This window comes from Robertkochia marina, assembly GCF_004799345.1.
Classification (GTDB): domain Bacteria; phylum Bacteroidota; class Bacteroidia; order Flavobacteriales; family Flavobacteriaceae; genus Robertkochia; species Robertkochia marina.
Genome location: NZ_SSMC01000002.1, coordinates 877,590 through 904,419 on the forward strand (window position 1 = coordinate 877,590; position 26,830 = coordinate 904,419).

General features: G+C 41.8%; 27 protein-coding genes. 13 read left to right on the plus strand and 14 right to left on the minus strand.

Annotation, left to right across the window (positions count from 1 at the left end; all coding sequences use genetic code 11):
* Positions 1-17: 17 nt before the first annotated feature.
* Positions 18-674, minus strand: coding sequence for an NUDIX hydrolase (locus tag E7Z59_RS10265; protein WP_136336226.1), 657 nt, complete (start codon positions 672-674; stop codon positions 18-20).
* On the opposite strand from E7Z59_RS10265, the gene E7Z59_RS10270 reads away from it, so the two are divergent.
* Positions 673-1,413: a peptidylprolyl isomerase gene (locus E7Z59_RS10270; RefSeq protein ID WP_136336227.1), complete on the plus strand. Its 741-nt coding sequence runs from the start codon at positions 673-675 to the stop codon at positions 1,411-1,413. The genes E7Z59_RS10265 and E7Z59_RS10270 overlap by 2 nt on opposite strands.
* Here E7Z59_RS10270 and E7Z59_RS10275 read toward each other — a convergent pair.
* Together E7Z59_RS10275 and E7Z59_RS10280 are read right to left on the minus strand one after the other, a co-directional pair.
* On the minus strand, positions 1,406-2,026 hold the full coding sequence (locus tag E7Z59_RS10275; protein WP_136336228.1) for a trimeric intracellular cation channel family protein: 621 nt from the start codon (positions 2,024-2,026) through the stop codon (positions 1,406-1,408). The two genes, E7Z59_RS10270 and E7Z59_RS10275, sit on opposite strands and share 8 nt — an antisense overlap.
* Before the next feature lie 11 nt (positions 2,027-2,037).
* Positions 2,038-2,670 (minus strand): MarC family protein, encoded by a 633-nt coding sequence (locus E7Z59_RS10280; protein WP_136336229.1) that lies wholly within the window; start codon positions 2,668-2,670, stop codon positions 2,038-2,040.
* Between the two features lie 417 nt (positions 2,671-3,087).
* Here E7Z59_RS10280 and E7Z59_RS10285 point away from each other — a divergent pair, with 417 nt between their 5' ends.
* Complete coding sequence (locus E7Z59_RS10285; protein WP_136336230.1) at positions 3,088-3,516, plus strand: DUF2141 domain-containing protein; 429 nt, start codon at positions 3,088-3,090, stop codon at positions 3,514-3,516.
* A 163-nt stretch (positions 3,517-3,679) separates the two neighbouring features.
* Positions 3,680-4,618, plus strand: a complete 939-nt coding sequence (locus E7Z59_RS10290) for a LysR family transcriptional regulator (protein WP_136336231.1) — start codon at positions 3,680-3,682, stop codon at positions 4,616-4,618.
* A gap of 24 nt (positions 4,619-4,642) precedes the next feature.
* Here the strand turns inward: E7Z59_RS10290 and E7Z59_RS15435 are convergent, their stop codons facing one another.
* On the minus strand, positions 4,643-4,837 hold the full coding sequence (locus E7Z59_RS15435; RefSeq protein ID WP_136336232.1) for a hypothetical protein: 195 nt from the start codon (positions 4,835-4,837) through the stop codon (positions 4,643-4,645).
* A 241-nt stretch (positions 4,838-5,078) separates the two neighbouring features.
* On the opposite strand from E7Z59_RS15435, the gene E7Z59_RS10300 reads away from it, so the two are divergent.
* The 6 genes from E7Z59_RS10300 (at position 5,079) to E7Z59_RS10325 (ending at position 10,355) form a co-directional block, all read left to right on the plus strand.
* A complete protein-coding gene (locus tag E7Z59_RS10300; RefSeq protein ID WP_136336233.1) occupies positions 5,079-6,356 on the plus strand; it encodes a D-alanyl-D-alanine carboxypeptidase/D-alanyl-D-alanine-endopeptidase in 1,278 nt (425 codons plus the stop codon).
* Positions 6,357-6,562: 206 nt separating this feature from the next.
* Positions 6,563-7,165 (plus strand): hypothetical protein, encoded by a 603-nt coding sequence (locus E7Z59_RS10305; protein ID WP_136336234.1) that lies wholly within the window; start codon positions 6,563-6,565, stop codon positions 7,163-7,165.
* 160 nt (positions 7,166-7,325) lie between these two features.
* Positions 7,326-7,949, plus strand: a complete 624-nt coding sequence (locus tag E7Z59_RS10310; RefSeq protein WP_170226045.1) for a hypothetical protein — start codon at positions 7,326-7,328, stop codon at positions 7,947-7,949.
* A 127-nt stretch (positions 7,950-8,076) separates the two neighbouring features.
* The gene (locus tag E7Z59_RS10315) at positions 8,077-8,979 is read left to right on the plus strand and encodes a hypothetical protein (protein WP_136336236.1); all 903 of its coding nucleotides are present in this window, start codon (positions 8,077-8,079) and stop codon (positions 8,977-8,979) included.
* A gap of 111 nt (positions 8,980-9,090) precedes the next feature.
* Positions 9,091-9,474: a hypothetical protein gene (locus E7Z59_RS10320; RefSeq protein ID WP_136336237.1), complete on the plus strand. Its 384-nt coding sequence runs from the start codon at positions 9,091-9,093 to the stop codon at positions 9,472-9,474.
* A 101-nt stretch (positions 9,475-9,575) separates the two neighbouring features.
* Positions 9,576-10,355 (plus strand): enhanced serine sensitivity protein SseB C-terminal domain-containing protein, encoded by a 780-nt coding sequence (locus tag E7Z59_RS10325; protein WP_136336238.1) that lies wholly within the window; start codon positions 9,576-9,578, stop codon positions 10,353-10,355.
* A 426-nt stretch (positions 10,356-10,781) separates the two neighbouring features.
* Here the strand turns inward: E7Z59_RS10325 and E7Z59_RS10330 are convergent, their stop codons facing one another.
* Positions 10,782-11,582, minus strand: a complete 801-nt coding sequence (locus E7Z59_RS10330) for a TIGR00266 family protein (protein ID WP_136336239.1) — start codon at positions 11,580-11,582, stop codon at positions 10,782-10,784.
* A gap of 64 nt (positions 11,583-11,646) precedes the next feature.
* A complete protein-coding gene (locus E7Z59_RS10335; RefSeq protein WP_136336240.1) occupies positions 11,647-12,099 on the minus strand; it encodes a DUF4442 domain-containing protein in 453 nt (150 codons plus the stop codon).
* 197 nt (positions 12,100-12,296) lie between these two features.
* Between E7Z59_RS10335 and E7Z59_RS10340 the strand changes: the two genes are divergently transcribed.
* From E7Z59_RS10340 to E7Z59_RS10355, 4 genes are all read left to right on the plus strand, one after another.
* Complete coding sequence (locus E7Z59_RS10340) at positions 12,297-12,767, plus strand: DUF4870 domain-containing protein (protein WP_136336241.1); 471 nt, start codon at positions 12,297-12,299, stop codon at positions 12,765-12,767.
* A 79-nt stretch (positions 12,768-12,846) separates the two neighbouring features.
* Positions 12,847-13,191, plus strand: coding sequence for a PadR family transcriptional regulator (locus E7Z59_RS10345; protein ID WP_136336242.1), 345 nt, complete (start codon positions 12,847-12,849; stop codon positions 13,189-13,191).
* Positions 13,184-14,857: a PspC domain-containing protein gene (locus tag E7Z59_RS10350; protein ID WP_136336243.1), complete on the plus strand. Its 1,674-nt coding sequence runs from the start codon at positions 13,184-13,186 to the stop codon at positions 14,855-14,857. Before E7Z59_RS10345 ends, E7Z59_RS10350 begins: the two co-directional genes overlap by 8 nt.
* Positions 14,858-14,911: 54 nt before the next feature.
* Positions 14,912-15,643 carry a head GIN domain-containing protein gene (locus E7Z59_RS10355; RefSeq protein ID WP_136336244.1) on the plus strand — a complete coding sequence of 244 codons (732 nt, stop codon included), beginning with the start codon at positions 14,912-14,914 and terminating at the stop codon, positions 15,641-15,643.
* Positions 15,644-16,057: 414 nt separating this feature from the next.
* Here the strand turns inward: E7Z59_RS10355 and E7Z59_RS10360 are convergent, their stop codons facing one another.
* The 8 genes from E7Z59_RS10360 to E7Z59_RS10395 all read right to left on the minus strand — a co-directional run bounded on the left by E7Z59_RS10360 (position 16,058) and on the right by E7Z59_RS10395 (position 26,745).
* The gene (locus E7Z59_RS10360; protein ID WP_168731285.1) at positions 16,058-17,464 is read right to left on the minus strand and encodes a SusD/RagB family nutrient-binding outer membrane lipoprotein; all 1,407 of its coding nucleotides are present in this window, start codon (positions 17,462-17,464) and stop codon (positions 16,058-16,060) included.
* 10 nt (positions 17,465-17,474) lie between these two features.
* Entirely contained in the window at positions 17,475-20,594 is a 3,120-nt protein-coding gene (locus tag E7Z59_RS10365; protein WP_136336246.1) for a SusC/RagA family TonB-linked outer membrane protein, read from the minus strand.
* Between the two features lie 308 nt (positions 20,595-20,902).
* Complete coding sequence (locus tag E7Z59_RS10370) at positions 20,903-21,625, minus strand: response regulator transcription factor (protein WP_136336247.1); 723 nt, start codon at positions 21,623-21,625, stop codon at positions 20,903-20,905.
* Positions 21,626-21,631: 6 nt separating this feature from the next.
* Positions 21,632-23,200, minus strand: coding sequence for a sensor histidine kinase (locus E7Z59_RS10375; protein WP_136336248.1), 1,569 nt, complete (start codon positions 23,198-23,200; stop codon positions 21,632-21,634).
* Positions 23,201-23,283: 83 nt separating this feature from the next.
* Positions 23,284-23,862, minus strand: coding sequence for a dephospho-CoA kinase (coaE, locus tag E7Z59_RS10380; RefSeq protein ID WP_136336249.1), 579 nt, complete (start codon positions 23,860-23,862; stop codon positions 23,284-23,286).
* On the minus strand, positions 23,859-24,809 hold the full coding sequence (locus tag E7Z59_RS10385; protein WP_136336250.1) for a CdaR family protein: 951 nt from the start codon (positions 24,807-24,809) through the stop codon (positions 23,859-23,861). Before E7Z59_RS10385 ends, coaE begins: the two co-directional genes overlap by 4 nt.
* A gap of 7 nt (positions 24,810-24,816) precedes the next feature.
* The gene (locus E7Z59_RS10390) at positions 24,817-25,818 is read right to left on the minus strand and encodes a glycosyltransferase (RefSeq protein WP_136336251.1); all 1,002 of its coding nucleotides are present in this window, start codon (positions 25,816-25,818) and stop codon (positions 24,817-24,819) included.
* Positions 25,819-25,932: 114 nt separating this feature from the next.
* Positions 25,933-26,745 (minus strand): enoyl-ACP reductase FabI, encoded by an 813-nt coding sequence (locus E7Z59_RS10395; RefSeq protein WP_136336252.1) that lies wholly within the window; start codon positions 26,743-26,745, stop codon positions 25,933-25,935.
* Positions 26,746-26,830 lie beyond the last annotated feature (85 nt).

The window sequence follows — 26,830 nt, forward strand, 5'->3', positions numbered from 1 at the left end:
TGAAATGAACTTCAAAATTACAAAATCTGGGAGGAATTCAGATTTTTAATGATCTCTTTAACTTCACTTAATATCATTGCCGTTGCTCCCCAAACCGTATACTGGTTCAATCGAAACGCAGGTACCTCAATATCATTGGCATAAGAGGTATCAAGACGTTGATAAAACATAGACTGATCTGAAAGAAACTCTTCCAGTCTCACCTCGATCAATCGTTCAACCTCACTTTCCTGCCTTACAAACCGCAGTTTTTCTTCTGCATACCCCATATACGGATACACCATAAAATTACTTGGGGGAATATATACCTCAGAAAGCGACCTGATGATAGTAACCTTTTCAGGGGCAACCCCTACCTCTTCATGGGTTTCTCTCAGGGCGGTATCTTCAAGATCTCGATCTTCGACCTCTACCTTACCGCCGGGAAATCCCACCTGGTTAGAATGCACACCCCGGTAGGTTTTACGCAAGATCAAAAGCATTCTGGCATCCTTATCCTCCCCAGGGTAGAAAAGATTGAGAACCGCTGCCTCCCGAGGTGTTTTCGAAGCATTTTCAGGCCTGCGTATGTTTCCAATCCTTTCCGGCGGAATCATTTTATGGTGTGATTCTATACCGGGCAAGGGCAGATTTTTTATTTTTGGGATCAAATTGCGAAATTCTTCAAAATTCATGAGTTACCGATTCTTACGTCCCTCTGCAATATTACTACTAATTCTTCTAACGGCCTGCGGGAATGGTCAAGGCGAAAAAAAAGGCGCTAAGGCTATTGAACAGCAACAGGTGGAAGACAGTCTGGAAACTGCCCGAAAAAAAGCAGAAATGGAAGAAGCCAGGAAAAAAAAGGAGGAAGAACAGTTTCGCCTCACTGAAGAGAATGCCGTTCCTTTTTTCTTTGAATACCAAAAAGAGCATCCTGAAGATAAAGTAAGGGTTTATACCAACAAGGGGAATTTTGATCTGGATCTCTACGAAGAGACCCCTTATCACAGGGCAAATTTTATTTACCTGACAAGAAAGCGCTATTTTGATGGCACCTATTTTCACAGGGTGGTACCCAAATTTATCATACAAGGTGGTAATTCAGACTTACGGTCTACCGCAGTAAAACGCGGTAAGATCGGCTCTTACTTATTGCCTCCTGACACCCGAAAAGGATTTAAACACCACAGAGGCACCATATCAATGCCCAGCAGTGATAATGTAAACAACCCCCATAAACTTGCATCGCCTTTTGAATTCTTCATTGTGGTTACCGATCCCGGGTCCTATCATCTTGACGGGAACTACACAGCCTTCGGAAAGGTCACTTCCGGAATGAACGTGGTAGACAAGATCAATAGTGTTCCTACCGATGACGGAGAATGGCCTATGCAAAATGTAGTTATTGACTCGGTGAGAATTCTTAATTAGGATCCTTCTCAGAACGATACACTGTGGGCAGCGATAATTTGAAGCGCACAGCCAGGAGCCTTATTACAATAACTACCAAAATAGGCAGGGCAAAAACCAGGTCTTTTTCGATCGGAAACGCCTTCAATACAAAATAAAACACTCCTCCCGCTATACAGGCTGTGGCATATACCTCTTTCCTGAAGATAATCGGGATCTCATTACAGAGAATGTCGCGTATAACTCCTCCAAAAGATGCTGTAATGGTACCCAGAGCCACACACATCACCGGGGTTAATCCGGCAGCCACTCCCTTTTCTACACCAACTACGGTATACAGGCCTATACCCAGTGTATCAAACAGGAATAATGATTTTCTAAGGTATTTGATCTTTTCCCGGAAGGCCACAGCAAAAACCACAGAGATCATGATCACATACATATAGGTGGTATCTACCAGCCAGGTTACCGGTCCGACTCCCAGCAACAGATCGCGCAGCGTACCCCCACCAAGCGCAGTTACGAAGGCCACAATAAAGATCCCGAAAGGATCAAGCCGCTTGTTCATGGCAGTAAGTACCCCGGAAATGGCAAAGGAAATGGTTCCTAATATTTCGATGGTAAAATAAAACATGTTCGCTTACCTTAATTGAGCATACTTTTAAGGATGGGTTTCAGACCGCTGAAGAAGAATTCAACGGCGATTACCATCACGATCAGTCCCATAAGTCGCATCATCACGTTAATCCCTGTTTGTCCGAGTATTTTTATGATCCTACTCGAACTGTAAAGAATAAGGTAGGTAATTATCATAACCACTAAAACCCCTATGATAAGTGACACTTTCATGCCCATGGTTTGGGCATCTTCCATAAGTACTATGGCATTGGTCAGGGCACCGGGACCGCAGATCATGGGAATCGCCAGGGGGGTTATAGAGATATCGTCAACATAGGCGTGCACCTCAGAATCTTTAACCTTTACCTTTCCCAGGCGAGCCTGGAGCATATCCATGCCCATCAGGAAAAAGATAACCCCTCCCACCATACGGAAACTATTTACCGAGATCCCGAAAAATTTGAATAACAGCTGTCCGGTAAAGGCAAAAATGACAATAGTAATAAAGGCCACCACGCTCGCCTTTTGAGCGGTACGAGTCCTGTCTTTGTTATTGAGATCGGCCGTCATGGTAAGGAAGATCGGCATTGTTCCCAGCGGATTAATAAGGGTGAAAAATGAGGTAAATGTCAACAACCAAAAACCAAATAGTTCATTCATATTACACAGTTTAGTATGCCATGAGCCCAGGGTATTTCAGGAAATTACTGCCGGGCCGTTATCTTTTTTAAATCCGGATGCAAGGTAAGGTCTTTATCGGGAATTCACTTACATTCTTACCTAATTATCGCTATAAAGTACAGAAACCTGACCTGTCTGCATGCCATTGAAATACCCGGATAATAAGAACTGCTAACCGAATATTTCCTTCTGACTTTCTTGTGTAAACACCATGCTTTTTAAAGGAAGGTATTCTATCTGCTTGGCCCGGTTGAGGCAGCATTTTCATGGTAAAAGTAGCTGACAAAGGGTTTCATTACAGTCCATCATTCAAAATCAACAGTTCAGTAACTATCATTATAAATCATGAGTAAGGCTTCGCATATTTGAACCATTCAATCACAAAAAAACAACATTATGATTCGATTCTTCATCACCGCAACCATCTTACTTTTTACAGGAATAAGCCATGCGCAGTCTGATGGATCTGTCGGAGAAACGGCACAGGTAAAAGTAACCCTGGAAAACATTATGAATGATCAGGGCTCCATTCTGATCGCCTTATACGATAAGACGGGGTTTATGTCAAAACCTGTGCTAAGTGCAAAATCAACCATTACCAATGGCATATCTGAATACACCTTTATGGCTGTACCTCCCGGACACTACGCTATTATAGCCCTTCACGATGCGAACAGTAACGGGAAAATGGATTTTGAACCCTCCGGTATGCCGAAGGAAGGCTGGGCCTGCTCTAATAATGATATGAGTATGGGGCCGCCCGATTTTGAGGCCTCCAAATTCGAAGTGACCGATCAAAACCTTGAGCTCACCCTGAAATTTTAAAACTCAATAGCCACTAGCCATCACTTAAAAACGCCCTTTTCGGGCGTTTTTACATTTCAGGTTCTTTGACATACAATTAGTTACCATTATAGAGTAGGGTTTTGGCATAAGGTTTCATGATAGTTTCTTAAATTTGAGGAACTTTTAACCCGAACCCAAGAAAATGACTATAACCCAATTGCAATATGTTCTCGCTGTGGCTGAGCACAAAAACTTCACCCTTGCTGCAGAAAAGAGTTTTGTCACGCAACCTACCCTGAGCATGCAAATTCAGAAACTGGAAGATGAGCTCGATATTCTGATCTTTGACAGAAGTAAGAAGCCTATTCAACTTACACAGGTAGGAGAAAAGATCGTAGACCAAGCCAGGAATATTGTTAATGAGTCATTCAGGATAAAGGATATCGTAGACCAGGAAAAAGGATATATCGGGGGCGAATACCGCCTGGGAATTATTCCGACCATCATGCCTACCCTGCTGCCACTATTCTTAAAGAACTTTGTAAAAAAATACCCTAAGATCAATCTTAAGGTCGAAGAACGCAATACCGATACCCTCATCGAAATGCTGGAAGAGGGGTACCTGGATGCTGCCATTGCAGCCACTCCCCTGGAAAATAGCAATATTAAAGAACGTCCGCTTTACTACGAACCTTTTGTGGCCTACGTGCCGGAAAGCCACCGGCTGTCTAATACAGCTAATCTCAAGGTGGAGGATCTCAACCTGGATGACATCTTACTGCTGGAAGACGGACATTGTTTTCGGGAAGGGGTTATAAATCTTTGCAAGTCTAACCACGAAGCCGGTGGTAAACCCTTCGAACTTGCCAGCGGGAGTTTTGAGACCATGTTAAAACTGGCTGATGAAGGCATGGGTATGACCCTTCTACCCTACCTGCATACGCTTGACCTCAAAGAAAAACAAAAAGCAAACCTCTACTACTTTGAAGATCCAAAGCCTGCCAGAGAAGTGAGTATCATCTATCATAAGAGCGAATTGAAAATGCACATCACGGAAGCCTTGAAAGAAACTATTTCAGGAATTGTAAGAGGGGCCATTGCATTTCAAAACGTACAGATCATAAGTCCACTCAACAAATAAAAAAGCCGCTATCGCGGCTTTCTTTTATTGAACGTAAATTAAACATTTTGAAAGTTCAGGCTTCCCCTGTATGTATTGGATCAACCAAATTTTAAGTTCGTCCAATTCGTGGGGTAACAGTCTTTTTACGGCCTTCTCCAACTCCTTCTTGAAGAGCTGAACATCAAAACTTACCTTTTGAAGGACCGTTTTGGTGTACTCAAACATAGCTCTCGGCATAATTATTAAGTATTTAGTTAGGTGGCGTGATCATTTCCATTGAAAAAATCACTTTGTAAATTTAATAATATTTTTCATTTAAAATGAGAAATACAAAATTTTGACTATGCTTTTTTGTGATATTCACAACAAGCATATTGCCTTTCATCATTACATTATTAATAACGCAGTTAAGTTCTATCATATTGTAAGAGATTAATTATATTCGATGTTAAATTATCCTTATCACCAACCTACCTTTATGAAATACCTTATAGCCTGCTGCAGTCTTTTATTTCTCCTATCCTGTGGCTCTAATCCACAAAAACAATTTTCCAAACATCTGCCCGTTCAACTCGAAAATGATTTCTTCGACAACCAATTTACCGGAGTCTTCATTTTTGATCCGGAAACGGGAGACACCCTTTTCAGGCATAATGCCGACAAGTATTTTACCCCTGCCAGCAACACAAAGATCTTTACCTTGTATACAGCCATGGAGCTCTTGCCGGAATTACTGCCACAACTGCAATTTCAAAACACGGGCGACACCCTTTATATAAGAGGAACGGGAGACCCCACCCTGCTGCACCCGGTTTTTAAGGAGCAGAAATCCTTAGACCTGATCAAAGGGTTCGACACTATTTACTGGGTAGCAAACAGGATGGACGATACGCCCCTTGGTCCCGGTTGGTCATGGGCCGATTATGATGCCTATTATTCTGCGGAAAGAAGTGAGCTTCCCTTATACGGTAATGTGGCCCTGGCAGGAAGGGTCACCAAGGACTCTGCCTGGATAACCCCCTCGGTATTCTCGACAGAGATCACCGAAGAGGGCCCTGATTATTACCGGGATCAGAACGCAAATCATTTCTACATCCATACCCGAAAAATGGAAGATACCCTTGAAATACCCTTTCATACCGACACCACTACCGTGAAGGCTTTACTTGAGCAAGCCTTAAATAAGAGCATCAGTATTAAAGACACCTTATTACCGGGTAAATGGCAAACCATTTACGGGGCTCCGGCCGATTCTGTTTACAAAAGAATGATGAAAAGAAGCGATAATTTTATCGCAGAACAATTGCTCATACAGGCTTCCGGTATGCTGGGAGACACTCTTGACCCTTCTAAAGCCATCAATTATATCCTGAAAGGCCCTTTAAAGGAATTGAAAACCATGCCGCGTTGGGTTGACGGCTCAGGACTGTCCCGATATAACCTGTTTACCCCTACCGCCATGGTACATGTACTCCATGAACTTTACAAATGTTATGGTACCGAGCGTCTTTTTACATTTTTCCCCGAAGGCGGAGTTTCGGGAACCCTGAAAAATTATTTCCCCGGAGAAGGCGGCCCCTATGTGCATGCCAAAACCGGTACCCTGGCCAATAATTATTGCCTGAGTGGTTACCTGGTCACCAATTCAGGAAAGACCCTCATTTTTAGCTTTATGAACAACCATTATATGGGGTCCAGCATACCTGTTAAACAACAAATGACCCCTATCCTGGAGTGGGTGAGAGATCATTATTAGTGATACCGTTATGCCGTTATGCGGTCTTGCCTAACGGCAGGTAGGAATGCGGTTATGCGGTTATGCGGTTATGCGGGTAAACGGGTAAACGGGTAAACGGGTAAACGGGTAAACGGGTAAACGGGTAAACGGGTAAACGGGTAAACGGGTAAACGGGTAAACGGGTAAACTGTGAAAGTTGTTTATAAAAGAAAGTTAGCAAACATATGAACAAATACGAATCTGAAACATTTGAAGTTTTTTGTTTTTTCTCGAAAACAAACCTTTCCTTGAAAACATCGAGAGACTTTTTCAATGTATTCTTATCGGACTTTATAGCGGAATATGATTTACACTTTAAACAAAAAGGATTTTATAAAAATCCAGACGTTTTGTTAGTCGAACCTGTAAGGCAAGCAAACCTTAAAAAGGAATTATTAAACCATACTTATAAAGAGATTAAGGAAATAAGCGAAAGTCAAACGTTCATATTTGACAAAAATTGGAATAAAGAAAATCCGCCAAAAATATTGATTGTAATTGCCGAATTAGAAGAACGATACAAAAAGCTCGGTCTGAACTCATTTTTCATTTCAGCAATTAATAATCAAATAAAAGGAAAGGAATATGAATTCTACAAGTCGAATTTTGACAAGCTTAACGGAATAAAAGGAGGAATTATAAAACAGACAAAATATAATATTGACAAAACCTATGTAGAATGGTCATATAGGAACTTTCCAATCGAAGTAGAAAGAAATGGAATTGAAAATTGGAATCCTGGATTTGACATAATATTTGAAATAAATACGTTTGCTAACAATGTATAACCGCAATTACGGCGGATTCGACTACGTCCGAATCCACTCGGAATTGCAAACGTCAGTGCCAAACCGAAAATTAACGCATATTAACCCGTAACTGACGGTTATACGAGACCGTTATGCAACATTTTTAAAAGCAAAAGCCCTGAATATTATGAAAAAGAGAATGTTAGTTCTGATCTTTGGAATACTCATATCGTCATGCTATTCTCAAGATAAAGATGAACTTAAAGAAAAACGATTTGAGCAGCAAATAGATACCATTGTCGAAGAACTAAAATTTAACTATGATTATGATCAGGCGTTAAGAGAATACATTGTTTACAAGACATTCAACAAAGCGATTACAGACAGTATTGAAAATCTGGAGAGCGAACAGGATCGCCTGAATTATATCTTTTCAACCAATTTTAAATCAGATATCGCACAAAAAATTTGGGAAGAATTTATTCACCCTTCTGATGACAAGTTTACCGAAAGACTAATTGCCATAACAGATAGTGTTGGTTATCCCAGTTTAAGTCGTATTAAGAAATATTATAAGCCGAACCTTCCGGAGGGATTTAACCCGACCATATTCTTTATTCATTCAAACAAGAAGTACTGGAGCAAAATTAATCAACTGGCAGAAAGAGAGTTTAAAAACGGAAATATGGGGAAGTGCGACTACGGTTATATTAAATGGCATACTTCCGAAAGAAAAGAGAATAAATATCTCGATGAAAATGGGATAGAGTACGCTACAAATTCGGATGGTAGAGCGGTATTTATAAGAACGTGTGAAGATTAAATAAATCTTCCACAACACAGGCTACAACCACCTGTCTGTCGGCAGACATGACTACATTTAATAACTAATGCTTGCTTATAACAGGAAATTGTAAACTACAGTCGAAAACCACCTAATCCCAAATAATTTGGAGAACAAACTCGCTTCTAAAGTTTTGAATGTAATTAAACAACTTGCAATTTGGTATCTATCAATTAAGATGATCTGCTTTGCCATTCCTAAGATCCTCTTTATGCAATTCAGGGTATTACATTATGAATCCTTTATACCCTTAGCTGAGTTAAGTAAATACCAGCATATGTGGTCCTTTTTTGGCCGGTCCTATAATTATAATTTGTTCATCGGTTTAATGGAGCTTCTAATAGGGATTTTAATTATTTTCAAAAGAACCAGATTAATAGCTCTTTTAATTTCTTTAGGAGTCTGTCTAAACATTTTCATTCTAAATATTGAATTTGATATTTATTTTGCAATTCAACACATAACCCTTGATTTACTTATCACCGTAATCCTTCTACTTGAATACAGAAAAGATTTATATAAATTTTTCATTGAATTAGGAGGGCGAATCCAATCTGTTGATATTTCAGAAAAGAATGTTTTAAATAAACTCAAGCTCCTATACATTTTAGTTCTGCCAGTGGGATATTTTATTTATGCCCAAAGTTTAAAAGAAAACTATAATAACCAACTAGTAGGTAGCTATGAGCTGAAAAAGTTTGAATTAAACCATACTAAAATAAACTATTCTAAAGGTAAGTACGGTTCCGATCCAATGCTTTTCCTGGAGCATAATAATCAAATTGGATTATCAATAAATGATAGTATTTACTTAGGCTGGTACAGTATAACAGACGACATTTTTAAAGCAGTATTTAATCCTCCCGCTAACGACTTTATAAGAAATATTACTGGTACAATTAGTAACAAATCAATTAATGGCGTATTTAATGACAGTCTTGAGGTGAAAATTGAATTTGAAAGACTTGATGAAGCTAAAGATTATCTAAACGTACTTTACACTGAATAAAAAGGAAGTAAATTAAAAGACTACAGTTTACAAAAGAATCTGTAAGCAAAATCTTACTTTTCTGCAAGAATTAGACTATTTACTTTATCTTGATCTTCAATACCGATAAAATTGGCGAACAACATCAACCCTGAACAAATATTATCATTCATACTAATAGGAACCTTTCTGATAGCCTGGGTTTGGTTGTTGAAAAGAGGTGCAATAGGTATAGTGTCTTCAGAAGCAGTTGAAGAGGACATAAAAAAGGATTTAATGAAAAAGGGAATGAAGCTGGTTGAAATAAAAACTCCCAAAGCATTTGATACCGGACCCTTTCCTAAATTTGGAATATCCATTGGGATTCAAACGAATATCGCAGGATTCCGCGGTGAAAAAACCCGATATAGAATAGTTAAATACAAAGACGGTAAAGATCAAATAAAAGAGTCTTGGGTTAAGTTAGAATTTGTGGCTTTCTCTTTAGTAAGCATAAAATGGTCTCCGGAAATTTAAAGGATTAAAATAAACCTCACACCCAATAAGCTGTACCCAACTAACTAACTTGAGCCGGGAGAGTATAGCCAGAATACCTCTCAAAATTTAAAAATAAGAGAATGGGATTATTTGACATATTTAAAAGAAGGAAAACTGACGCAACGTTCCCCGAAAATGAGCTGGAAAAAACCTTGATGGATGCAACTACGAATGTATCTGCAAGAACAGCGTTTTACGAAAAGTTACTTTTGAATGATTTCGTTGTTATAACCAATAATCATTACCCTTCTGAGGAAGAAGTCAGAATGTTGGAAAAAGACATGAAAGTTCAATTTGCAACTTTTGAAGATGGTAAAATACCTGTATTTACTTCCACTAACAGAATATTTGACAAAGGCTATATAAGAGAAAAATTGCCGTATTTAGCTCTTAAGGGTCAAAACTTACTTAGTATAACCAAAGGCTCAACACTCATCCTAAACCCGTATTCTGACTTTGGAAAAGAGTTAATTCCAAGTGAAATAGAAAGTTTGTTGAATGGCTCAATCTTTGACAAAACCAATGAAATTATAATTGAGCAAGATACTGAAGTTCAAATTGGACAACCTGCAAAGTATCCACATGAACTAGTCAGGGCTTTATCTGAACTATTTTATAAGAAGCAACATGTAAACGCTGCATATTTAGGTGCTATTAAAATGGATAAAACCGAAAAACTTCCCCATTTAATTATAGCGATCGAAATTGAAGGAAGTTTATCTTCAATTACAAGAGAAGCCGGACCACTAGCTGAAAAAATATTACCAAATGAAATAATCGATTTTATTCAAATTGATCTTGAAAATGGTATTTCTGATTATTTTTTAAATCAAACAGAACCCTTCTACAAAAAAGATTAAACTACGGGGAGGTTTAGGCTGCACGCCCCGGATTTCCTTCAGCGAGGTTTCTAAAACAGTGCATTTGCGAATATTATAAAAGTTACCTTAAGGATCTTGAACTCCTCCTTTATGGCATCATTCCGGTAATCATTAGCATCATCATCATTTTGATCTCATTTAAAACATTAGGAAAACTGCAGAAACCGATCTATTATCTTACAGGATTGAACATTCTGTTATTGAACGGACTAGCAATTTCAATGCAATTATAAATGATAAAGTGAGCCTGTTCAAGCTTTACACCGTCCATACTCACCTTTGTATCACTGATCTTATTATTCCTCTTAGTATTCAAAGAGAAAAAGGAGCAACAAATAAAATAGCACTTATAACCTCGTAACTCCGTAACCTCTTAACTTCGTAACCCGCCGGCTGCGCCGGCTATCAAAACCTGTTATCCCCATCAAGAAGGTCACCCAGGCCGCCAAGAACAGAGCCCTCTCCCCTTTGCTTGCCTCCCGTACGAGGTATGCTGGCCAATACTCTGCCTGCCAATCGGCTGAAGGGTAATGACTGTATGTACACCACACCGGGGCCGCGCAGGGTGGCGTAAAAAAGTCCTTCGCCGCCAAACACCGTATTCCTGATCCCGCCTACAAATTCAATATCGTAGTCAACATGTTGGGTAAAGCCTACAATACATCCGGTATCTACTTTCAGTACCTCTCCGGCCTGAAGTTCTTTTCTTGCCAGGGTACCTCCGGCATGTACAAAGGCCATCCCGTCTCCTTCCAGTTTTTGCATGATGAAACCTTCACCACCAAAAAGCCCTCTCCCGAGACGTTTTGAGAATTCTATACCCACAGAAACCCCCTTGGCTGCACACAAAAAGGCATCTTTCTGACAAATAAACTTCCCCCCGTAATTCGTGAGATCAATGGGAACGATCTTTCCCGGATAAGGAGACGCAAAGCTTACCTTGCGTTTGGCCGCATCATTATTCAGGTAGGCGGTCATGAACAAACTCTCTCCCGTTAGCAAACGTTTACCGGCAGAAAAGATCTTACCCAGTACACTACTGTCCTGATTGGAGCCGTCACCAAAAATAGTGTCCATTTTAAGCCCCTGCTCCATCATCATAAAACTGCCCGCTTCTGCCACTACAGCCTCCTGCGGATCAAGTTCGATCTCCACATATTGCATTTCTTCTCCATAAATTTGATAATCGATCTCGTGTGCATTCATTCTTATTAAAGTTTAAGTTGATTTACTCTATAAGTGAAGATTATGGGAAAATTGTTACACCCCCTCAACGATCTTTTCGCCTCAGGGTCCACTCAAATTCAAAAACAGAGACAACATCTCCGGCTTCATCTTTACCCACGGCACGCATCCAGCAGGTATGCCCCTCACCTGTTTCCAGCACCCGGGTCATTATGGCATCGAGTTTTTCACCGTCATCACAGGTAAAGCGAATGGTTCCTGTAGCCTTCTTAGAGAAGGTAGCCTTATTATTAAGTACCAGCATGCTTACCGGTTTCCCGGCAGCACGGATCTTTGACATGACCAACACCCCTGTTGCCAGCTCTGCCGCCATGCCCTGAACCGCCCAAAACATCGAATTAAACGGATTCTGATTGATCCATCGATGTTTTACCCGGGTAACAGCCTTATTGGCGTCAAACGATTCTACCCGCACCCCACTGATCCAGGCCGAAGGTAATTTAAACAAGGTGAAGGTGTTAAGTTTTGAAGGTGTCAATACGTATGTTTTTTTGGATGAGCTCCCTAAATTATTGATTATAAATCACACCCGAAAATCGATTAATTCTTAAATAAATGTTAAATTACAGTACTTTGTATTGCATAATACCTTCTTTTGGATATATATTTGTATAAGAAATTACATGGTAAAGTAAATTATCTGCCATAACATCAATCAAAAAACGAATCAGTATCATGGACACCACCATCAACAAACATCAAATGAACCTAGCCGCCATCATTCATATTTCGACCTTTTCGAAATATTTTATTCCATTTGGGAATTTTATTCTACCCCTTATTCTTTGGATTTCGAATAAGGACCGGTCTGAATTTATAGATGAGAACGGAAAGAATGCCTTAAATTTTCAGATCAGTATTTTATTATACAGCTTATTCCTGGGTATTATATGTATTCCCTTTGTGCTGTTCACGGCCTTTGATTTTATTCAACTGGCCAATATCCTGGAGCACAACACCCACGACATAGACCTTCCGGTACAAAGCCTGTACGATTTAAGTGTGGGCATGATCCCGGTAGGCATCGCAGGATTGCTCATCTTCGGTCTGTTCGTTCTGGACGTGCTGTGTACCATCATTGCAGGAATAAGAGCCAGCAAAGGCATATCCTATAATTATCCTATCACCATCAATTTCATAAAGTAGCAACCATGTAATCATCAATCAATCAACAATCAATCATCAATCAAAAAGCGAACAGTTTAACTTAAAGTATTATGTAACCATGAATATAGAAAACACAAAGGCGCAAATGAGGAAAGGGGTTTTGGAATACTGTATACTTTCTATCCTTGAAAGTGAAGACCAGTATGCATCTGAGATCCTTGACACCCTCAAAGACGCCAAGATGCTTGTGGTAGAGGGTACAATTTACCCTTTACTTACCAGGCTGAAAAATGCAGGGCTCCTCACCTACCGGTGGGAGGAATCGACTTCCGGGCCACCGCGTAAGTATTACGCCCTGACCGACGACGGCACCAATTTTCTCAAGGAGCTGGACGCTACCTGGGACGAACTGAGAAACGCAGTAAACCTAGTAACCCGATCTAAAAGCACTAACAATGAATAAGACAATCAACATAAATCTTGCAAACATCTTCTTTCACGTAGATGAAGATGCATACAGAAAGCTGCAGGGGTATCTTGAAGCGATCAAAAGATCATTTTCCGGCACCCCCGGCGGCGACGAGATCATGGCCGATATCGAGGCCAGGATCGCCGAACTCTTTAAAGAAAGGCAAAAAGACGACCGCCAGGTGATCACCGTTAAAGAGGTCGATGAGATCATTGCCATCATGGGACAACCCGAAGATTATATGGTAGATGAGGAAATTTTTTCTGATGAAGAGCCTGCCAAAGGAGCTTCCGAAGGGTATAAACAACCCAAGAAACTTTACCGTGATACCGAGAACCAATATGTTTCTGGGGTAAGTGCCGGACTGGGCCACTACCTGGGTATCGATGTGATCTGGATACGACTGCTTTTCATTGTGACCACCGTATTTTCCGGGTTTGGAATCGTGGCCTATGTGCTATTATGGATTCTGGTTCCTGAGGCTAAGACCACAGCAGAAAAGATCGCCATGACCGGCGAACCGGTAAATATTACCAATATTGAAAAAAAGATCAAAGAAGGCTTTGATACTGTTACCGAAAAGGTAAAAAACGTAGACTACGAAAAGGTGGGAAAGTCGGTAAAGGATGGTTCCAGAGGGTTTTTCGATACTCTTGGTAGTATATTTACCGCCCTGTTCAGAGTGGTGGGTAAATTTATAGGGATCATCCTGATCATCGTTGCAGCCGTGACCCTTATCGGGTTACTGGTAGCCCTATTTACTGCAGGTTCTGTAAATCTTTTTGGAGGACCACACTGGCAGGAACTGGTTATGATGAATGTCGATGCGCCGCTTTGGCTGATCAGTCTGATGACCTTCTTTGTCGTAGGAATACCATTCTTTATCCTGTTTTATTTAGGGTTAAAGATCCTTATTAACAACCTGAACTCATTAGGCAGGGTAGCACAATTCTCCCTGTTAGCCATATGGATCTTATCGCTTGCAGGGTTGATCTCACTGGGTATTCAGCAAACCTCCCTGAGGGCTATTTCAGGGAAGGCTTCTGAGACCATAACACTTGACGTGAAGCCAACAGACACCTTGTCTATCCATGTAAAATCTGATCCGAACTTTACCGGAAGGTTTTTTAACGACAGTGATTTCGATATAGTTTCTGTTGACGACGAGAAATATATCTACTCTGATGAAGTGGAATTTTGGATCAAAAGCTCTGATGAGAACAATTCGTATGTAGAGATACAGAAACGAGCCAAAGGTGCCACCTATGACGATGCGTTCGACCGGGCACAAAAGGTGGTGTACAACCTGGAGACTGAAGGTGATATGGTAAAAGTTGATGACTTCTGGACTACCGGGGTCGGTAACAAGTATCGCGAACAGGAAGTTATCGTAACGTTTTATTTAACACCCGGGACAAGGATAAAATTTAACGCTACCTCCAGCCTGTATTTCAGAGTAAAGGGCGACAAGGGGTATACCGATTATCTGCAGGGACGTACCCAGCATATATACGAGGTAACAGAACAAGACACGGTAAAATGCCTGGATTGCGAAAGCACCCTTTCATCTGAAGAAAATTCAGAAAGTGAAGCAACAGAGGTTCCGGAAGAGGTTAATGACTCTACCGACACTGAAAACATTGAACCTGAAACCATATAAATAAACAAACCATATCATCAATCAACCGGGCAACCGGAATCAAAATCAACAGTTATGAGTACGTTAGTAAAAGTTTTAACCGCCCTGATCCTTTCTTTAACCCTCTGTTCCTGCCAAATGGACTTTATTACCGGTGGGGAAAGAGGTAACGGGAACGTGGTTACTGCCGACCGGGTACTGGAAGGTAATTTTGACAGTGTAGAAGCCTCTGAAGGACTCGACATTATCATCAACCAAAGCAATGACCAAACCATTACGGTAGAAGCCGATGAGAACCTTCATGACCTCATTCTTACTGAAATTAAAGGCAATACCCTTAAGATTCATTGTAAGAAAAATATCGGAAGAGCCACCTCGAAAAAAGTTTTTGTCAACCTTCCCGATATTAAAAAGCTGGAGAGTAACAGTGGTGCCGATCTATGGAGCATGGGCGTGATCAAGGCCAACACCCTGCATTTAAAAACCTCGAGCGGGGCCGATATTGAAGTGGAGGTTGAAACCACCGACCTTTACCTGGAAACCTCCAGCGGTTCAGACATTGAGGTGACCGGAAAAACCACCAATGTAACGGCCCACGCCAGCAGTGGCAGCGATATTGATGCTGCGCAACTGGATGCTCAGAATGCCAGTGCTGAAGCCACCAGCGGAGCTGACATTACGGTATATTCCAGTGAAAAGATCGATATCCGATCAAATTCAGGAGGTGATGTAAGTTACCGTGGCAATCCGGCCATCGTACAAAAGCAGGGCAAGAACCTGAATTTAAACCTTGATTTCAAGGATTAACTTCCCCATCTAACCAACCAACCATTCCATGATAGAAAAAGCCGCCGGGTACGCCCGGGGGCTTTTTCATTTTATTGAATTCTAAGTGCATCCGATGTGTAACAGACGAACCACCCCGTGCACTGCGATAGCAGTGCACACCCCTCCTTACAAAGGAGGGGATTAATTCGAATACATGGTTGATTCTGTGGTGGACGTTTTCGAGCAGGATTGCGCTTAGTAGTACTTTCCTCTTCCCCCTTTTAAGGGGAAGGTGTCTTCAGCTTTGCTGAAGACGGAAGGGGTGCTCCCATTCACCTATCCAACTACCCACCTACCTGCTTACCCGTAAACCCCGTCCGACCACAAAAAAAGCCCCTTCATAAGAAGAGGCTTTTTCCTGCTGTTTAAAACACAGCTATATAAAAGGGTTGGTTAGTTCGCATCCCAAAATAATTTATCGGTCAGGGTAACCGTAGGTTGTTGTCCCGGGTTTCTCAGATATTCTGTATCCGGATAATCGAAACGGGCAATATACTCACTTCCTAACTCATTGTTGGTCGGTGGCGTAAAGTCAGCATAAGCGTGATTATATCTACGGGCATCTACCCATGCTTCAGGATGCAGGAACATAGCCACATACTTTTCCTTGAAAACCAGGTCAAGTGTCAGGCTTCCTGAACCAACACCTACAACCGGATCCGCCAGGTATGCATCACGATCTGCAGGGTCTACCCCGATCTTATCCATACTGGCAGTAATTCCTTCAATATAGGCGTCATAAGCTCTTGCGGCATCGCCGGCTCTTAAAGCCGCTTCAGCCTCAATAAACTTAACTTCAGCATAGGTTACCACAAAGAGAGGCGAATCACTTGATGAGAAGAAACCATCAGTAGTCAGAACAGATTCTTCAGGGGTGGTTCCATCTCCTATACGTCCTTCTCCGTTTACGGTACCTCTGTAGGTTACTCCGTCAGGAAGCGGGTCGGTAATGAGTGGTAATCTTGGATCGAATACTCCGAAGGTGGTACCATTCATGGCATCAACCACCTGCTCAGACAACCATCCACCAAGAACAAGTCCGGCATTGTTTACAGCCACCTGCCCCCATGGGTTACGCACCTGAAATTCTGAAATTTGAGCATCGTCATCATTGCTGGTATAGGCACCGTCTACGGCTGCAAGTACAGCGTTAGCATCATAACTTCCTAAACCGGATAAATGGTTCAGGTAACGCGCTTTTAAAGCATTAGCAGTTTTGGTCCAGGCCGCAATATCTCCTCCATGCAGAAAGTCGCTGTCGCCATCAACCGGCAAACCAAGGTTTTCGGTATTAAAATCAGCAATAGCCGCATCTAAAAGCGTTACGATCTCCTGGTACAAAGCTTCCTGCCCGTCATATGCCGGAGTTAAGCTCTGAAAGTTCAGGGCCTCAGAGTAAGGAATATCTCCCCAAACATCAACGGCCATACCCAGATTAAAAGCTGTGAGAGTCTTAGCGATCCCGGTATAGTGTACAGAGGATGTCTCCTCGGCAAACATTTGCAGATCAGAAATATTTGCAAGCATTCTGTAAATATTACTCCAGGCACCATCGGTATTTACACGCTCATAAATATCAATGGCACTGGCCTCGTTCGGAGAAGCCAGGTACTGGGTATAGAAAGACGTCGTAGCACCGATCCTGTAAACATTAAGACCGGAGTTATAGGTCGTATTGGCCAATAGTCCCTCCAGGGGTGGCTCAAGTGCAGCATTAGGATTTTCATTGATATCCAGGTAGTCATCACATCCTGTGAAGATCAATGCCGCAACAAAAAGGTAAAATATATTTTTCATCATAGTTCTCATATTAGAATGATAGTTTAAGAGTTGCTGCATAGGTCTTTAACCCGGGGTGAGCGGCCAAACCATTAAATCCGTTCGCATTGCCCGGATTGATCGAACTTTCAGGATCCCATCCGTTATACTCTGTCCATAAGAACAGGTTGGTTCCTGAGAGGGTGAAACTCGCACGGGTTAATCCCATTCTGTCAACAAAAGACGTTGGCAGGGCATACGAGAGGCTCAGATTCTGTAAACGCACCCATGAGGCATCCTGAACAAAGTTCTCAGTTACCGTACGGTAATTGGCCCGGTAATAACCTCCGTTAAGCGCTTCGAATTCAGGAGTGTCTGCCTGACCTAAATAAACTTCCTGGGTATTTGGCTGCCCGTCGGCAGTTACCCCTTCAAAAACAACCACATCATTCCTGTTCACCGTATAGTCAGCAATACCAAATGCCGCCATAAAGTTATCCAGGTTGTTGAACTTTTCGAAACCTTGACGAATATCGAACTGGAAGCCAAGGGTAAAGTTCTTATAGCTGATAGAATTAGAAATATTCATCATCCAATCAGGAGTAGCATTTCCAAGGATCTTCTGATCTCCGTTTCTGATCGGGAAACCATCGTCTCCGATCAACAGCGGACGATCAGCATCTAACACTAAAGGATCTTCATCCTCAGGATTTTCATAATATCTTGCATAGGAAGAACCTAAGATAGCTCCTACAGGCTGTCCTACATAGATTCCCTGAGAGGCAGAACTTCCGGCGTATCCGAAATCACTTCCTAAGAAAATCCCGTCAGCATCATTGAAGATCTCGATCACCTCATTGTTATTGGTAGAGAAATTCACCAGGAAATTCCAGTTGAAGTCCTGTGTCTGAATCGGCGTAGCATTCAGGATCATTTCAATACCCCGGTTACGAAGCGTACCCACGTTGGTGGTATAATTGCTGTAACCTGTTGATAATGGCACGGGTAAACTAAGCAGCGACTGCTCTGCATCGGTAGTATACCAGGCAAGATCAAGTCCTAAACGATTGTCAAAGAACTTAAACTCTGTACCGATCTCAAAATCTTTAGAGATCTCAGCCTGAAGGTTCGGATCTGCTCTCAACCCGTTTCTTTGCCAACCGGTAACCTCCCCGATAGGGAACCCGGGAGCATTAGGACGGTACACATTAGAGGTTTCATAAGGTCTTGGATCCTGCCCACGTTCTGCATACGAAATACGGAACTTACCAAAGTCCATCCACTCAGGAGCATCGAACATTTCGGTAAATACTGCAGAACCACTCACTGAGTAATAGTTAAATGACCTGTTCTCCTTTGGCAAGGTAGAAGTCCAGTCATTACGATCGGTGATTGTTAAGAACAGGTAATCGTTGTAGTCTAAACTCACCTCCCCGTATAAACCGATCAACCTTCTGTTCAATTCAGCCTGGCTGGCAGTAATAATAGAGGCATTGCTAAGGTTAAAGAAGTCGTATACATCCAACTCTGAACCTCTGGTAGATACACGCTTGTAACTTTCCTGGAAAACATCAAGTCCTCCACGAACGGTTAATCCGAAACTGTCAGAAAGATCAGTTTGATAGGTCGTGATAAGGTTAGAGTTAAGATCCATGCTGTTGATGTTATTCTCTTCTACATACCCCAGACCATTGTTACTAAAGGTAAGTTCACCTTCAATTCCTGTTGGACCCGGCGCCGTACCTACACGGTTGTCGTTGTAATAGTCAATACCAAAGCGATACTGAACATCCATCCCGTTAAAAGGCTGCCAGTTAAAGCCCATATTACCGATGATACGATTTACGTCATCTTCCAATTTATTGGTCTTTGCACCATAAATAGGGTTATTACCCGAAGTAAAATTATTGTAGTAGCCCTTCATGGTTCCTGCTAACGGACCTTCGGTAAACTCGTAATCATTTACATCCTTCGCCGGTGCCCAATAGATCAATCGCGTATTGAACAGGTCAACATCAACACGGTTACCTCCGGAGTTGATATAGTTGGCAGAAGCACTGATCTGAAAATTATCAGCTACATTGATCTTACCATTGATCTTTGCTGAAATTCTTCCGAAATCTGCAAATGGCACAACCCCTTGCTGATAGAAGTGTCCGAGAGAAGCATAGAAATAAGCCTTCTCATTTCCTCCTGAAGCATCAAAGTGAAGATTGGTATTGTACCCGGTCTGGTAAGCATTTCTGAAGTTATTGAAAATGGTTTCAGGGTGTTCCGGATCTATAGCACGGGCCTCTTCAATGGTAGGACCCCATGTAGGCCAGAACCCGTCTGAATATTCTCCCGCGAATCCCTGGGTATACTCTTGTTGAACCTTCGGAAACTTATTTACGTAATCAAGTCCGCTGGTGGCTACAAGGTTGAACTGAGTTCTCCCTGATTTCCCCGAACGGGTAGTAATAATGATCGCACCATTCTTTGCCCGAACTCCGTAAAGCGCAGTAGCCGCACCACCTTTAAGTACCGATACACTTTCTACATCGGTCAGGTTAAGATCTGAAGCACGGTTAGACATCCCTCTGAATCCGCCCCCACCTATGGTAAAGGTATCGTTACTGATCTGTACCCCATCTACAACAAACAGTGGTTGGTTCTCAGCATTCGGGTCGAGAGAATTCACTCCTCGAATCACGATCCTTGAAGCCTGCCCGGGAGCTCCACCCCCTCGGGTTACCACCGCACCTGCTACCTTACCCTGTAAGGCGCTCACCACATTGGTTTCAGGAACATTTAGAATTTGCTCGGCATCAAGCTGCTGTGAAGCATACCCCAGGGCTTTTTTATCCCTTTGAATACCAAGAGCAGTAACCACTACTTCATCAAGCGCCTGGGCGTCTGTTTGCATGGCTACATTTAAGGTTGTTCTCCCGTTTACGGCAACCTCCTGGGTTTGCATCCCTACATAAGTGAATACAAGAACATCATTGGCTGATGCATTGATGGAAAATTCACCATCAAAATTGGATGAGGTACCACTACTGGTCCCCTTGATCATAATAGACACTCCCGCAAGTGGAATACCTTCCTGGTCTGTAACAGTTCCTGTAACGGACTGCGCAATACCAAAGGCAAAGCACCACAACGACAGCATCGTTAGAAACAGTCTTTTCATATGAATTGATTTAGTTTGTGGGAAAAAGATACGTATAATCTTACCAAAACAGCAAAAAACTGCAAATTAATACGTTTAATCTTGCTAATAACTTGTATTACATTGCTGTTTCACAGCAGGTTAAGGTGTTGATAATTTCAAGAGATACATAGATATATTCTTACAACCGTGAGGATCGTAAAGATTACGGTCGACCTCTGAACACAAGTAAAAGCTGTTAGGACTACAGGAAACCGCCGTAAAAAACGGCATAAAGCAAAAAATCCCGGCAAATGCCGGGATTCCTATAATGATAAAAACAGTAATTCTTAATCCTTGTTGTCAGCCTCTTTTTTAACCACCAACCGGAATCCTTCGCCATGGATATTCAGGATCTCAACAAGGTCATCCATTTTGAGATATTTACGAAGCTTAGCGATATAAACATCCATACTCCTAGAAGTGAAGTAGTTGTCATCTCTCCATATTTTGGTCAGGGCAAGCTCCCTTGGCATGAGGTCATTTTCGTGTAGTGCCAGTAAACGCAATAGTTCATTTTCTTTAGGAGACAATTTAATAGGGTCTTCTTCTTTATACGTAAGGAAACGAAGCTTTGAATTCAGATGAAAATTACCGATCTGAAATTCAAATTGCTTACTGTCTGCCAACGACTCGGTGGATTTACGCTGCAGAATAGCCTTTATTTTAAAAAGCAGTACCTCAGAATCAAAAGGTTTGTTAAGATAATCATCGGCTCCTACCTTATACCCTTTCAAAACATCCTCCTTCATGGTCTTTGCTGTCAGAAAAATGATCGGAATGTTCTCATCTTTATCCCTGATCTCTTTAGCCAGGGTAAAGCCATCCTTATACGGCATCATGACATCGAGAATACAGAGATCGAAATTATCTTTGCGAAACTTCTCAAAGCCTTCCATTCCGTTTTTGGCGAGGGTGACATCAAAATCATTCATTGCCAGGTAATCTTTAAGAACCACCCCAAAATTAGGGTCGTCTTCAACCAATAAGATCTTTTTATTTACTGTTTCCATATACGTTTATATTAAAGGTAACTTTATAAAAAAGGTACTTCCTTTATCTTTTTCACTTTCGGCATAAACTTCGCCCTGGTGGTCATCCACAATACTTTTTACATAGGCCAGACCCAGCCCGTGTCCTTTAATATTATGGATATTACCGGTAGACTCCCGGTAGAATTTTTCAAAGATTCGTTTTAATACCGCCTTACTCATTCCTGCTCCCTTATCTGAGATACGCACTACGATGTTGTTTTTTACATTTTCGGTGTGCACCTCGATCTCAGGACGCACAGGAGAGTATTTATTCGCATTATCGAGTACATTCACCAGAATATTGGTCAGGTGAAATTCATTACCGAGAATTTCTTTCCTGTCGGCATCGAGATTCAGTTTGATCTGCCCTCCCCTGTTCTCTACGATCAGTTCTACATGGGCCACTGCCTCTTCGATAAGGTCGTGAAGGTCTACTTTGTCCTTACTGATATCGAGCTGATTTTTTTCAAGCTTCGATATTCTCAGCACATTTTCAACCTGGGCGTGCATCCGTTTATTTTCATCCCTGATCATTTGCAGGTACCTTTTCACCTTAGAAGGGTCATCCAGGGTTTTTGGGTTCTTAATTGCATCTAACGCCAGGTTAATGGTCGCAATAGGCGTTTTAAACTCATGCGTCATATTATTAATGAAATCCGTTTTTATCTCAGAGATCTGCTTTTGACGAATCAGTTGATACAGGGCACTGGAATAGGCCACTATGATGATCAGGGTAAACACCACAGAAAGCATGGCCATACCCAGGATGGAAGATATCAGGAAGGTTTTCTTTTCAGGAAACCCGATGAGGAGGTTGTAATCACTTGCTCCTTCACTATCTCTAAAGACCGGAGTCTTGTAGGAAGAGCTTCTTAATCCTTTGAACCCATCTGTTTTAACCCGTGTAGGCAGGCCGCGGCTATAGATACCAAACTCATAATCGAGATCGATACCGTGGTTGCGCATTTCCTGCTGTAATAACAGGTCTATATCTTTTACTTTTACCCTGGAATGAATAGGAAGCCTTTTACCACGCTCCCTGAAAATATCTTCCATGGCTATTCGCTCGATACGAGGTAGGTTGCCTATTTTTTCTATATACTCCATAGGGCTCAACACCTTGCCATCAATGCCCATTTCTTCCCGAACCACTTCTGCAGTTCTCCTGGATGTGAAATTTCTAACGGTCAGCGAATCATTGCTGTTTTCAATGAACGAAGGCGGAATCTGGTAATCTTCTTCCAGAATTCCATGCCTGTATATAAAGGTTTCATTATTACGATCATCCGGAATGATCACCATGAACTCTTTAAAATTACTTACCTGAGACAGGTCGAGGCTGTCATATAATCTGAGGTAGTATCCATAAGTCTCCCGGAATTCCTTTTCTTCTATCTTGGTGGAGACCTCCTGGAGCACCTGTGAGATCGTATTCGAAAATTGTTCCTCCTTATCTTCTACCGCCATCTTGATCCAGTACCCTTGTACGAAGATTATACCGATCAAAGACAGGCTCATCAGGACCACCAGAAGGACAAATAAGCGTCTACTCATTGCATCAAAATTAAGTGTTTGGAATCACCCTTGTTAACGTTTTAACCTAAGGTTAACAAAAATGTTAAAATTTTTGAGGTTTTTCAATTTTTAACATAAAGTTGGTGGATTTTTTCCACTATTCTCAATGTTTCATCCAAATCAATGTTTTCTACCACGATATCAGCCAGAGGAATTTTCTTCTCTTCCGGCCATTGATTGTCCATTCTTTGTAGTACTTCTTCCCGTTTTACACGGTCTCTTTGCACTACTCTTGATATTCGCATTTCTTTAGGGGCTGTTACCATGATCACGGCATCACAATTCTTGTGTCCGCCATGCTCAAAAAGAATAGCGGCTTCGTAGATCACGTAAGGAGCATGCTTTCGGGAAAGCCATTCTTTAAACCTGGCCGCTACAGCCGGATGAATAACGGCGTTCAGCTGCCTGAGTTTCTCAGGGTCGCTGAACACTACAGAAGCTATATAGGGTCGGTTTGGCTTTCCGTCTTCATAGGCTGAGGGGCCAAACAGATCTTTTACCGCTTTGATCACTGCCTCATCTTCCTCCAGGAGTTTTCTGCCTTCCAGATCGGCTATAAAAACAGGCACGCCAAGATCTGCAAACATCTTAGCCACTGTTGACTTTCCACTACCTATACCCCCTGTAAGACCTATGATCATGATCGCTTTAATAAATATTCAACTTTGGTATCGAGCAAGGTCACCGATTTTACAAACGATGGTTTTTCTTCTACCCTGGGCAGCAAAAAGGCAGGGTTTTTCGAAATTTCATTATAGTCGCAACTAATCCTGAATCCTGAAGGAACCACCCGCTTCAAATCATCAATATCAGCCTTACACAATATTCTTATGTTTGCCGGAAAGGTTTTTACCGACACCCCCTCGGGTACATTTTCAACCACCAGGGGCACTTCAAGGATCTTCTCTGAATATCGGGCTACCTTGCCGGAGATCACCACCGACTCCCGGCTCAGTTGCAATCCGTTTAACGAATCCGGTATCACAACCTGTACCTCTTTCTCAAAATCATCTTTAAGATTTCTAAGCACAAGGGAAGCTGTGGTAAGACTGTCAATTTTTCGAACAAGGTCTTCGGGGCCTCTTACTTCAATACTATCAGGTATAATCTTCAAAGGTTCACTAAACTCATGATCTTCCTGGAACCCTATGGTTAGATTCGGACTTACCTTGATCTTTCTAAAAGTATTCTCTCCCAGGGTAAGCCACAAAGTATCTTTAAATACCCTGCGCACTTCAAGGCCTTCCATCTGATCTTTCATACTATTTTCCATCTCTGCCCTGGTAATAAAAAAACGCTGACTTCCTTCGTTAAAAGAAGCTACATCCAATGACAATGACTCCCTGAATATTTTATAATTGAGCAACCGATACCCGCTGGCATACACACTGGCGTCCAGATAGGAATCAGGGTCTCCAAGCAACAGCTTTTCTTCCGGTACATTCTCATAGGCCAGCTGCATTCTGATATCAGACACGTAGCTGCCGGAAAGGGTGATCATTAGCCAGATAATAAATGAGACCAACAAAAATCCCAGAAAGGCCAAGGCCTTAGGTTTAATGAATCGCTTTTTTATGTTTTGCACCATATTCTGTTTAATTAAAGAATAAGCCCGGGAAGGTCTTTTCCGGATCCTTTCGCATTAAATTAATTAAAAAATGAGAGTAGGCAAAAGCGAGTCCATATCCTGTAAACTGCAGCGACACTGCAATAACGCTCATAAAGCCTACACGCAGTGATCTTTCAGCCAATGATGCTCCCAGAAACACCAGAACAAAATACACAGCGTACCCATAAAGCCAATAGGGCCAGCCCCATAAAGCCAGGAGTACAGCCATCAACAAACCTGCTATAAAAAAGGTAGGGAACCAGTAGGTGATCTTTTTGGTATGGGGGTGCCAGGAATTAAGTATCGGGCGTGTTTTTCCAAACTTTTTCACCTGATTGTAGAAACTCTTCCAGGAGATCCTTCTTTTATGATATACATAGGCCCCTGAGATTAACCGGGTAGTAAACCCGGCCTTCCAGATCCGGATGGTAAGATCAGGATCTTCTCCCGGATGTATGATACCGAAGCCCCCGGTAGCCTCAAAGGCTTTTTTAGAGATGCCCATATTAAAACTACGGGGTTGAAACTTATCCACCGCTTTTTTACCGCCCCGAATACCTCCTGTTGTCAAAAAAGAGGTCATGGTAAAGTTAATTGCTTTTTGAAGGTCAGTGAACGAAGGGTGTGCTGCATCCGGACCCCCAAAGCAATCGGTATATTCCCCTTGAAGTTCCCGATGAACGGTCTCCATGTAGGAAGCCGGAAGTAAACAATCGGAGTCAAGGATAATGAAATAATTACCCCCGGCTCTTTTCATTCCATAATTTCTGGAATCACCGGGTCCGGTGTTTGGTTTTTTATAATAGGAAATATTAAGAAGGTCAGAGAAACCTGTTATGACGGCCTCCGAATCAAGGGTTGAACCGTCTTCTACGATCACCACTTCAAATGGGATCTCACCTTCAAGGGCGGTCATGCTTTCCAGCAGCTCTTTTATTTCCTGTGGCCGGTTATACACAGGAACGACAAACGAATAAGACAGATCCATAGTCTCAGAAAGATCGAAAGGTTATTTTCTTTTAACAGCGTTCTGTAAAAGTAGCTATTATCCCATAAAAAAAGCCACCTGTATCCAGGTGGCCTTATATAATGAGTTATTCTTTTATTGAATGAACTTATCCATCACCTCATTACTTACTCCGGTGTTTGAGAAACCTCCGTCGTGGAAAAGGTTTTGCATGGTTACCTTTTTAGTAAGGTCAGAGAATAAACTCACCGTATAATCGGCACAGTCATCGGCGGTAGCATTACCCAGGGGCGACATTTGCTCTGCATAGGCAATAAATCCGTCAAATCCTTTAACACCCTGGCCTGCAGTAGTTGGGGTGGGCGACTGTGAAATGGTATTTACTCTTACTTTTTTATCCTTACCGAAGAAATATCCAAAACTTCTCGCGATAGATTCCAAATAGGCTTTATTATCGGCCATATCATTGTAGTCAGGAAACGTACGCTGAGCCGCCATATAAGTCAGGGCTACGATACTCCCCCATTCATTCATGGCATCTTTTTGATACAATGTCTGGCAAACTTTGTGAAAAGAAAGCGCCGAAACATCCCAACCTTTTTCAGTAAATCCATAATTCTGATCCGTATAGGCACGACCTTTTCGAACGTTTACAGACATTCCGATAGAATGCAGAACAAAATCGATCTTACCGCCAAGGATCTCCATAGACTTCTCTACAAGGTTTTCAAGGTCTTCCATATTGGTTGCATCAGCAGGAATGATCTCTGAACCGGTTTGTTCAGCCAGGCTCTTGATCTGTCCCATTCTCATAGCGATAGGTGCATTGGTAAGCACGAACTCTGCCCCTTCTTCATGTGCTCTAACAGCGGTTTTCCAGGCAATCGAATTTTCATCAAGAGCACCAAAGATGATCCCTTTCTTTCCTTTTAATAAGTTGTATGACATTTGCTTTTAAAATTTAATTATCAGTTGAGTATTGCGGCTCAAAAATATTGAAATTATTCTGAAAACATTGCGGTATTCTTAAAAT

Bases quoted from the DNA above. Each gene is read 5' to 3' on its own strand.
- E7Z59_RS10270 (WP_136336227.1), top strand. From the start codon at position 673: ATGAGTTACCGATTCTTACGTCCCTCTGCAATATTACTACTAATTCTT.
- E7Z59_RS10265 (WP_136336226.1), bottom strand. From the start codon at position 674: ATGAATTTTGAAGAATTTCGCAATTTGATCCCAAAAATAAAAAATCTG.
- E7Z59_RS10275 (WP_136336228.1), bottom strand. From the start codon at position 2,026: ATGTTTTATTTTACCATCGAAATATTAGGAACCATTTCCTTTGCCATT.
- E7Z59_RS10280 (WP_136336229.1), bottom strand. From the start codon at position 2,670: ATGAATGAACTATTTGGTTTTTGGTTGTTGACATTTACCTCATTTTTC.
- E7Z59_RS10285 (WP_136336230.1), top strand. From the start codon at position 3,088: ATGATTCGATTCTTCATCACCGCAACCATCTTACTTTTTACAGGAATA.
- E7Z59_RS10290 (WP_136336231.1), top strand. From the start codon at position 3,680: ATGACTATAACCCAATTGCAATATGTTCTCGCTGTGGCTGAGCACAAA.
- E7Z59_RS15435 (WP_136336232.1), bottom strand. From the start codon at position 4,837: ATGCCGAGAGCTATGTTTGAGTACACCAAAACGGTCCTTCAAAAGGTA.
- E7Z59_RS10300 (WP_136336233.1), top strand. From the start codon at position 5,079: ATGAAATACCTTATAGCCTGCTGCAGTCTTTTATTTCTCCTATCCTGT.
- E7Z59_RS10305 (WP_136336234.1), top strand. From the start codon at position 6,563: ATGAACAAATACGAATCTGAAACATTTGAAGTTTTTTGTTTTTTCTCG.
- E7Z59_RS10310 (WP_170226045.1), top strand. From the start codon at position 7,326: ATGTTAGTTCTGATCTTTGGAATACTCATATCGTCATGCTATTCTCAA.
- E7Z59_RS10325 (WP_136336238.1), top strand. From the start codon at position 9,576: ATGGGATTATTTGACATATTTAAAAGAAGGAAAACTGACGCAACGTTC.
- E7Z59_RS10330 (WP_136336239.1), bottom strand. From the start codon at position 11,582: ATGAATGCACACGAGATCGATTATCAAATTTATGGAGAAGAAATGCAA.
- E7Z59_RS10340 (WP_136336241.1), top strand. From the start codon at position 12,297: ATGGACACCACCATCAACAAACATCAAATGAACCTAGCCGCCATCATT.
- E7Z59_RS10345 (WP_136336242.1), top strand. From the start codon at position 12,847: ATGAATATAGAAAACACAAAGGCGCAAATGAGGAAAGGGGTTTTGGAA.
- E7Z59_RS10350 (WP_136336243.1), top strand. From the start codon at position 13,184: ATGAATAAGACAATCAACATAAATCTTGCAAACATCTTCTTTCACGTA.
- E7Z59_RS10355 (WP_136336244.1), top strand. From the start codon at position 14,912: ATGAGTACGTTAGTAAAAGTTTTAACCGCCCTGATCCTTTCTTTAACC.
- E7Z59_RS10360 (WP_168731285.1), bottom strand. From the start codon at position 17,464: ATGATGAAAAATATATTTTACCTTTTTGTTGCGGCATTGATCTTCACA.
- E7Z59_RS10365 (WP_136336246.1), bottom strand. From the start codon at position 20,594: ATGAAAAGACTGTTTCTAACGATGCTGTCGTTGTGGTGCTTTGCCTTT.
- E7Z59_RS10370 (WP_136336247.1), bottom strand. From the start codon at position 21,625: ATGGAAACAGTAAATAAAAAGATCTTATTGGTTGAAGACGACCCTAAT.
- E7Z59_RS10375 (WP_136336248.1), bottom strand. From the start codon at position 23,200: ATGAGTAGACGCTTATTTGTCCTTCTGGTGGTCCTGATGAGCCTGTCT.
- coaE (WP_136336249.1), bottom strand. From the start codon at position 23,862: ATGATCATAGGTCTTACAGGGGGTATAGGTAGTGGAAAGTCAACAGTG.
- E7Z59_RS10385 (WP_136336250.1), bottom strand. From the start codon at position 24,809: ATGGTGCAAAACATAAAAAAGCGATTCATTAAACCTAAGGCCTTGGCC.
- E7Z59_RS10390 (WP_136336251.1), bottom strand. From the start codon at position 25,818: ATGGATCTGTCTTATTCGTTTGTCGTTCCTGTGTATAACCGGCCACAG.
- E7Z59_RS10395 (WP_136336252.1), bottom strand. From the start codon at position 26,745: ATGTCATACAACTTATTAAAAGGAAAGAAAGGGATCATCTTTGGTGCT.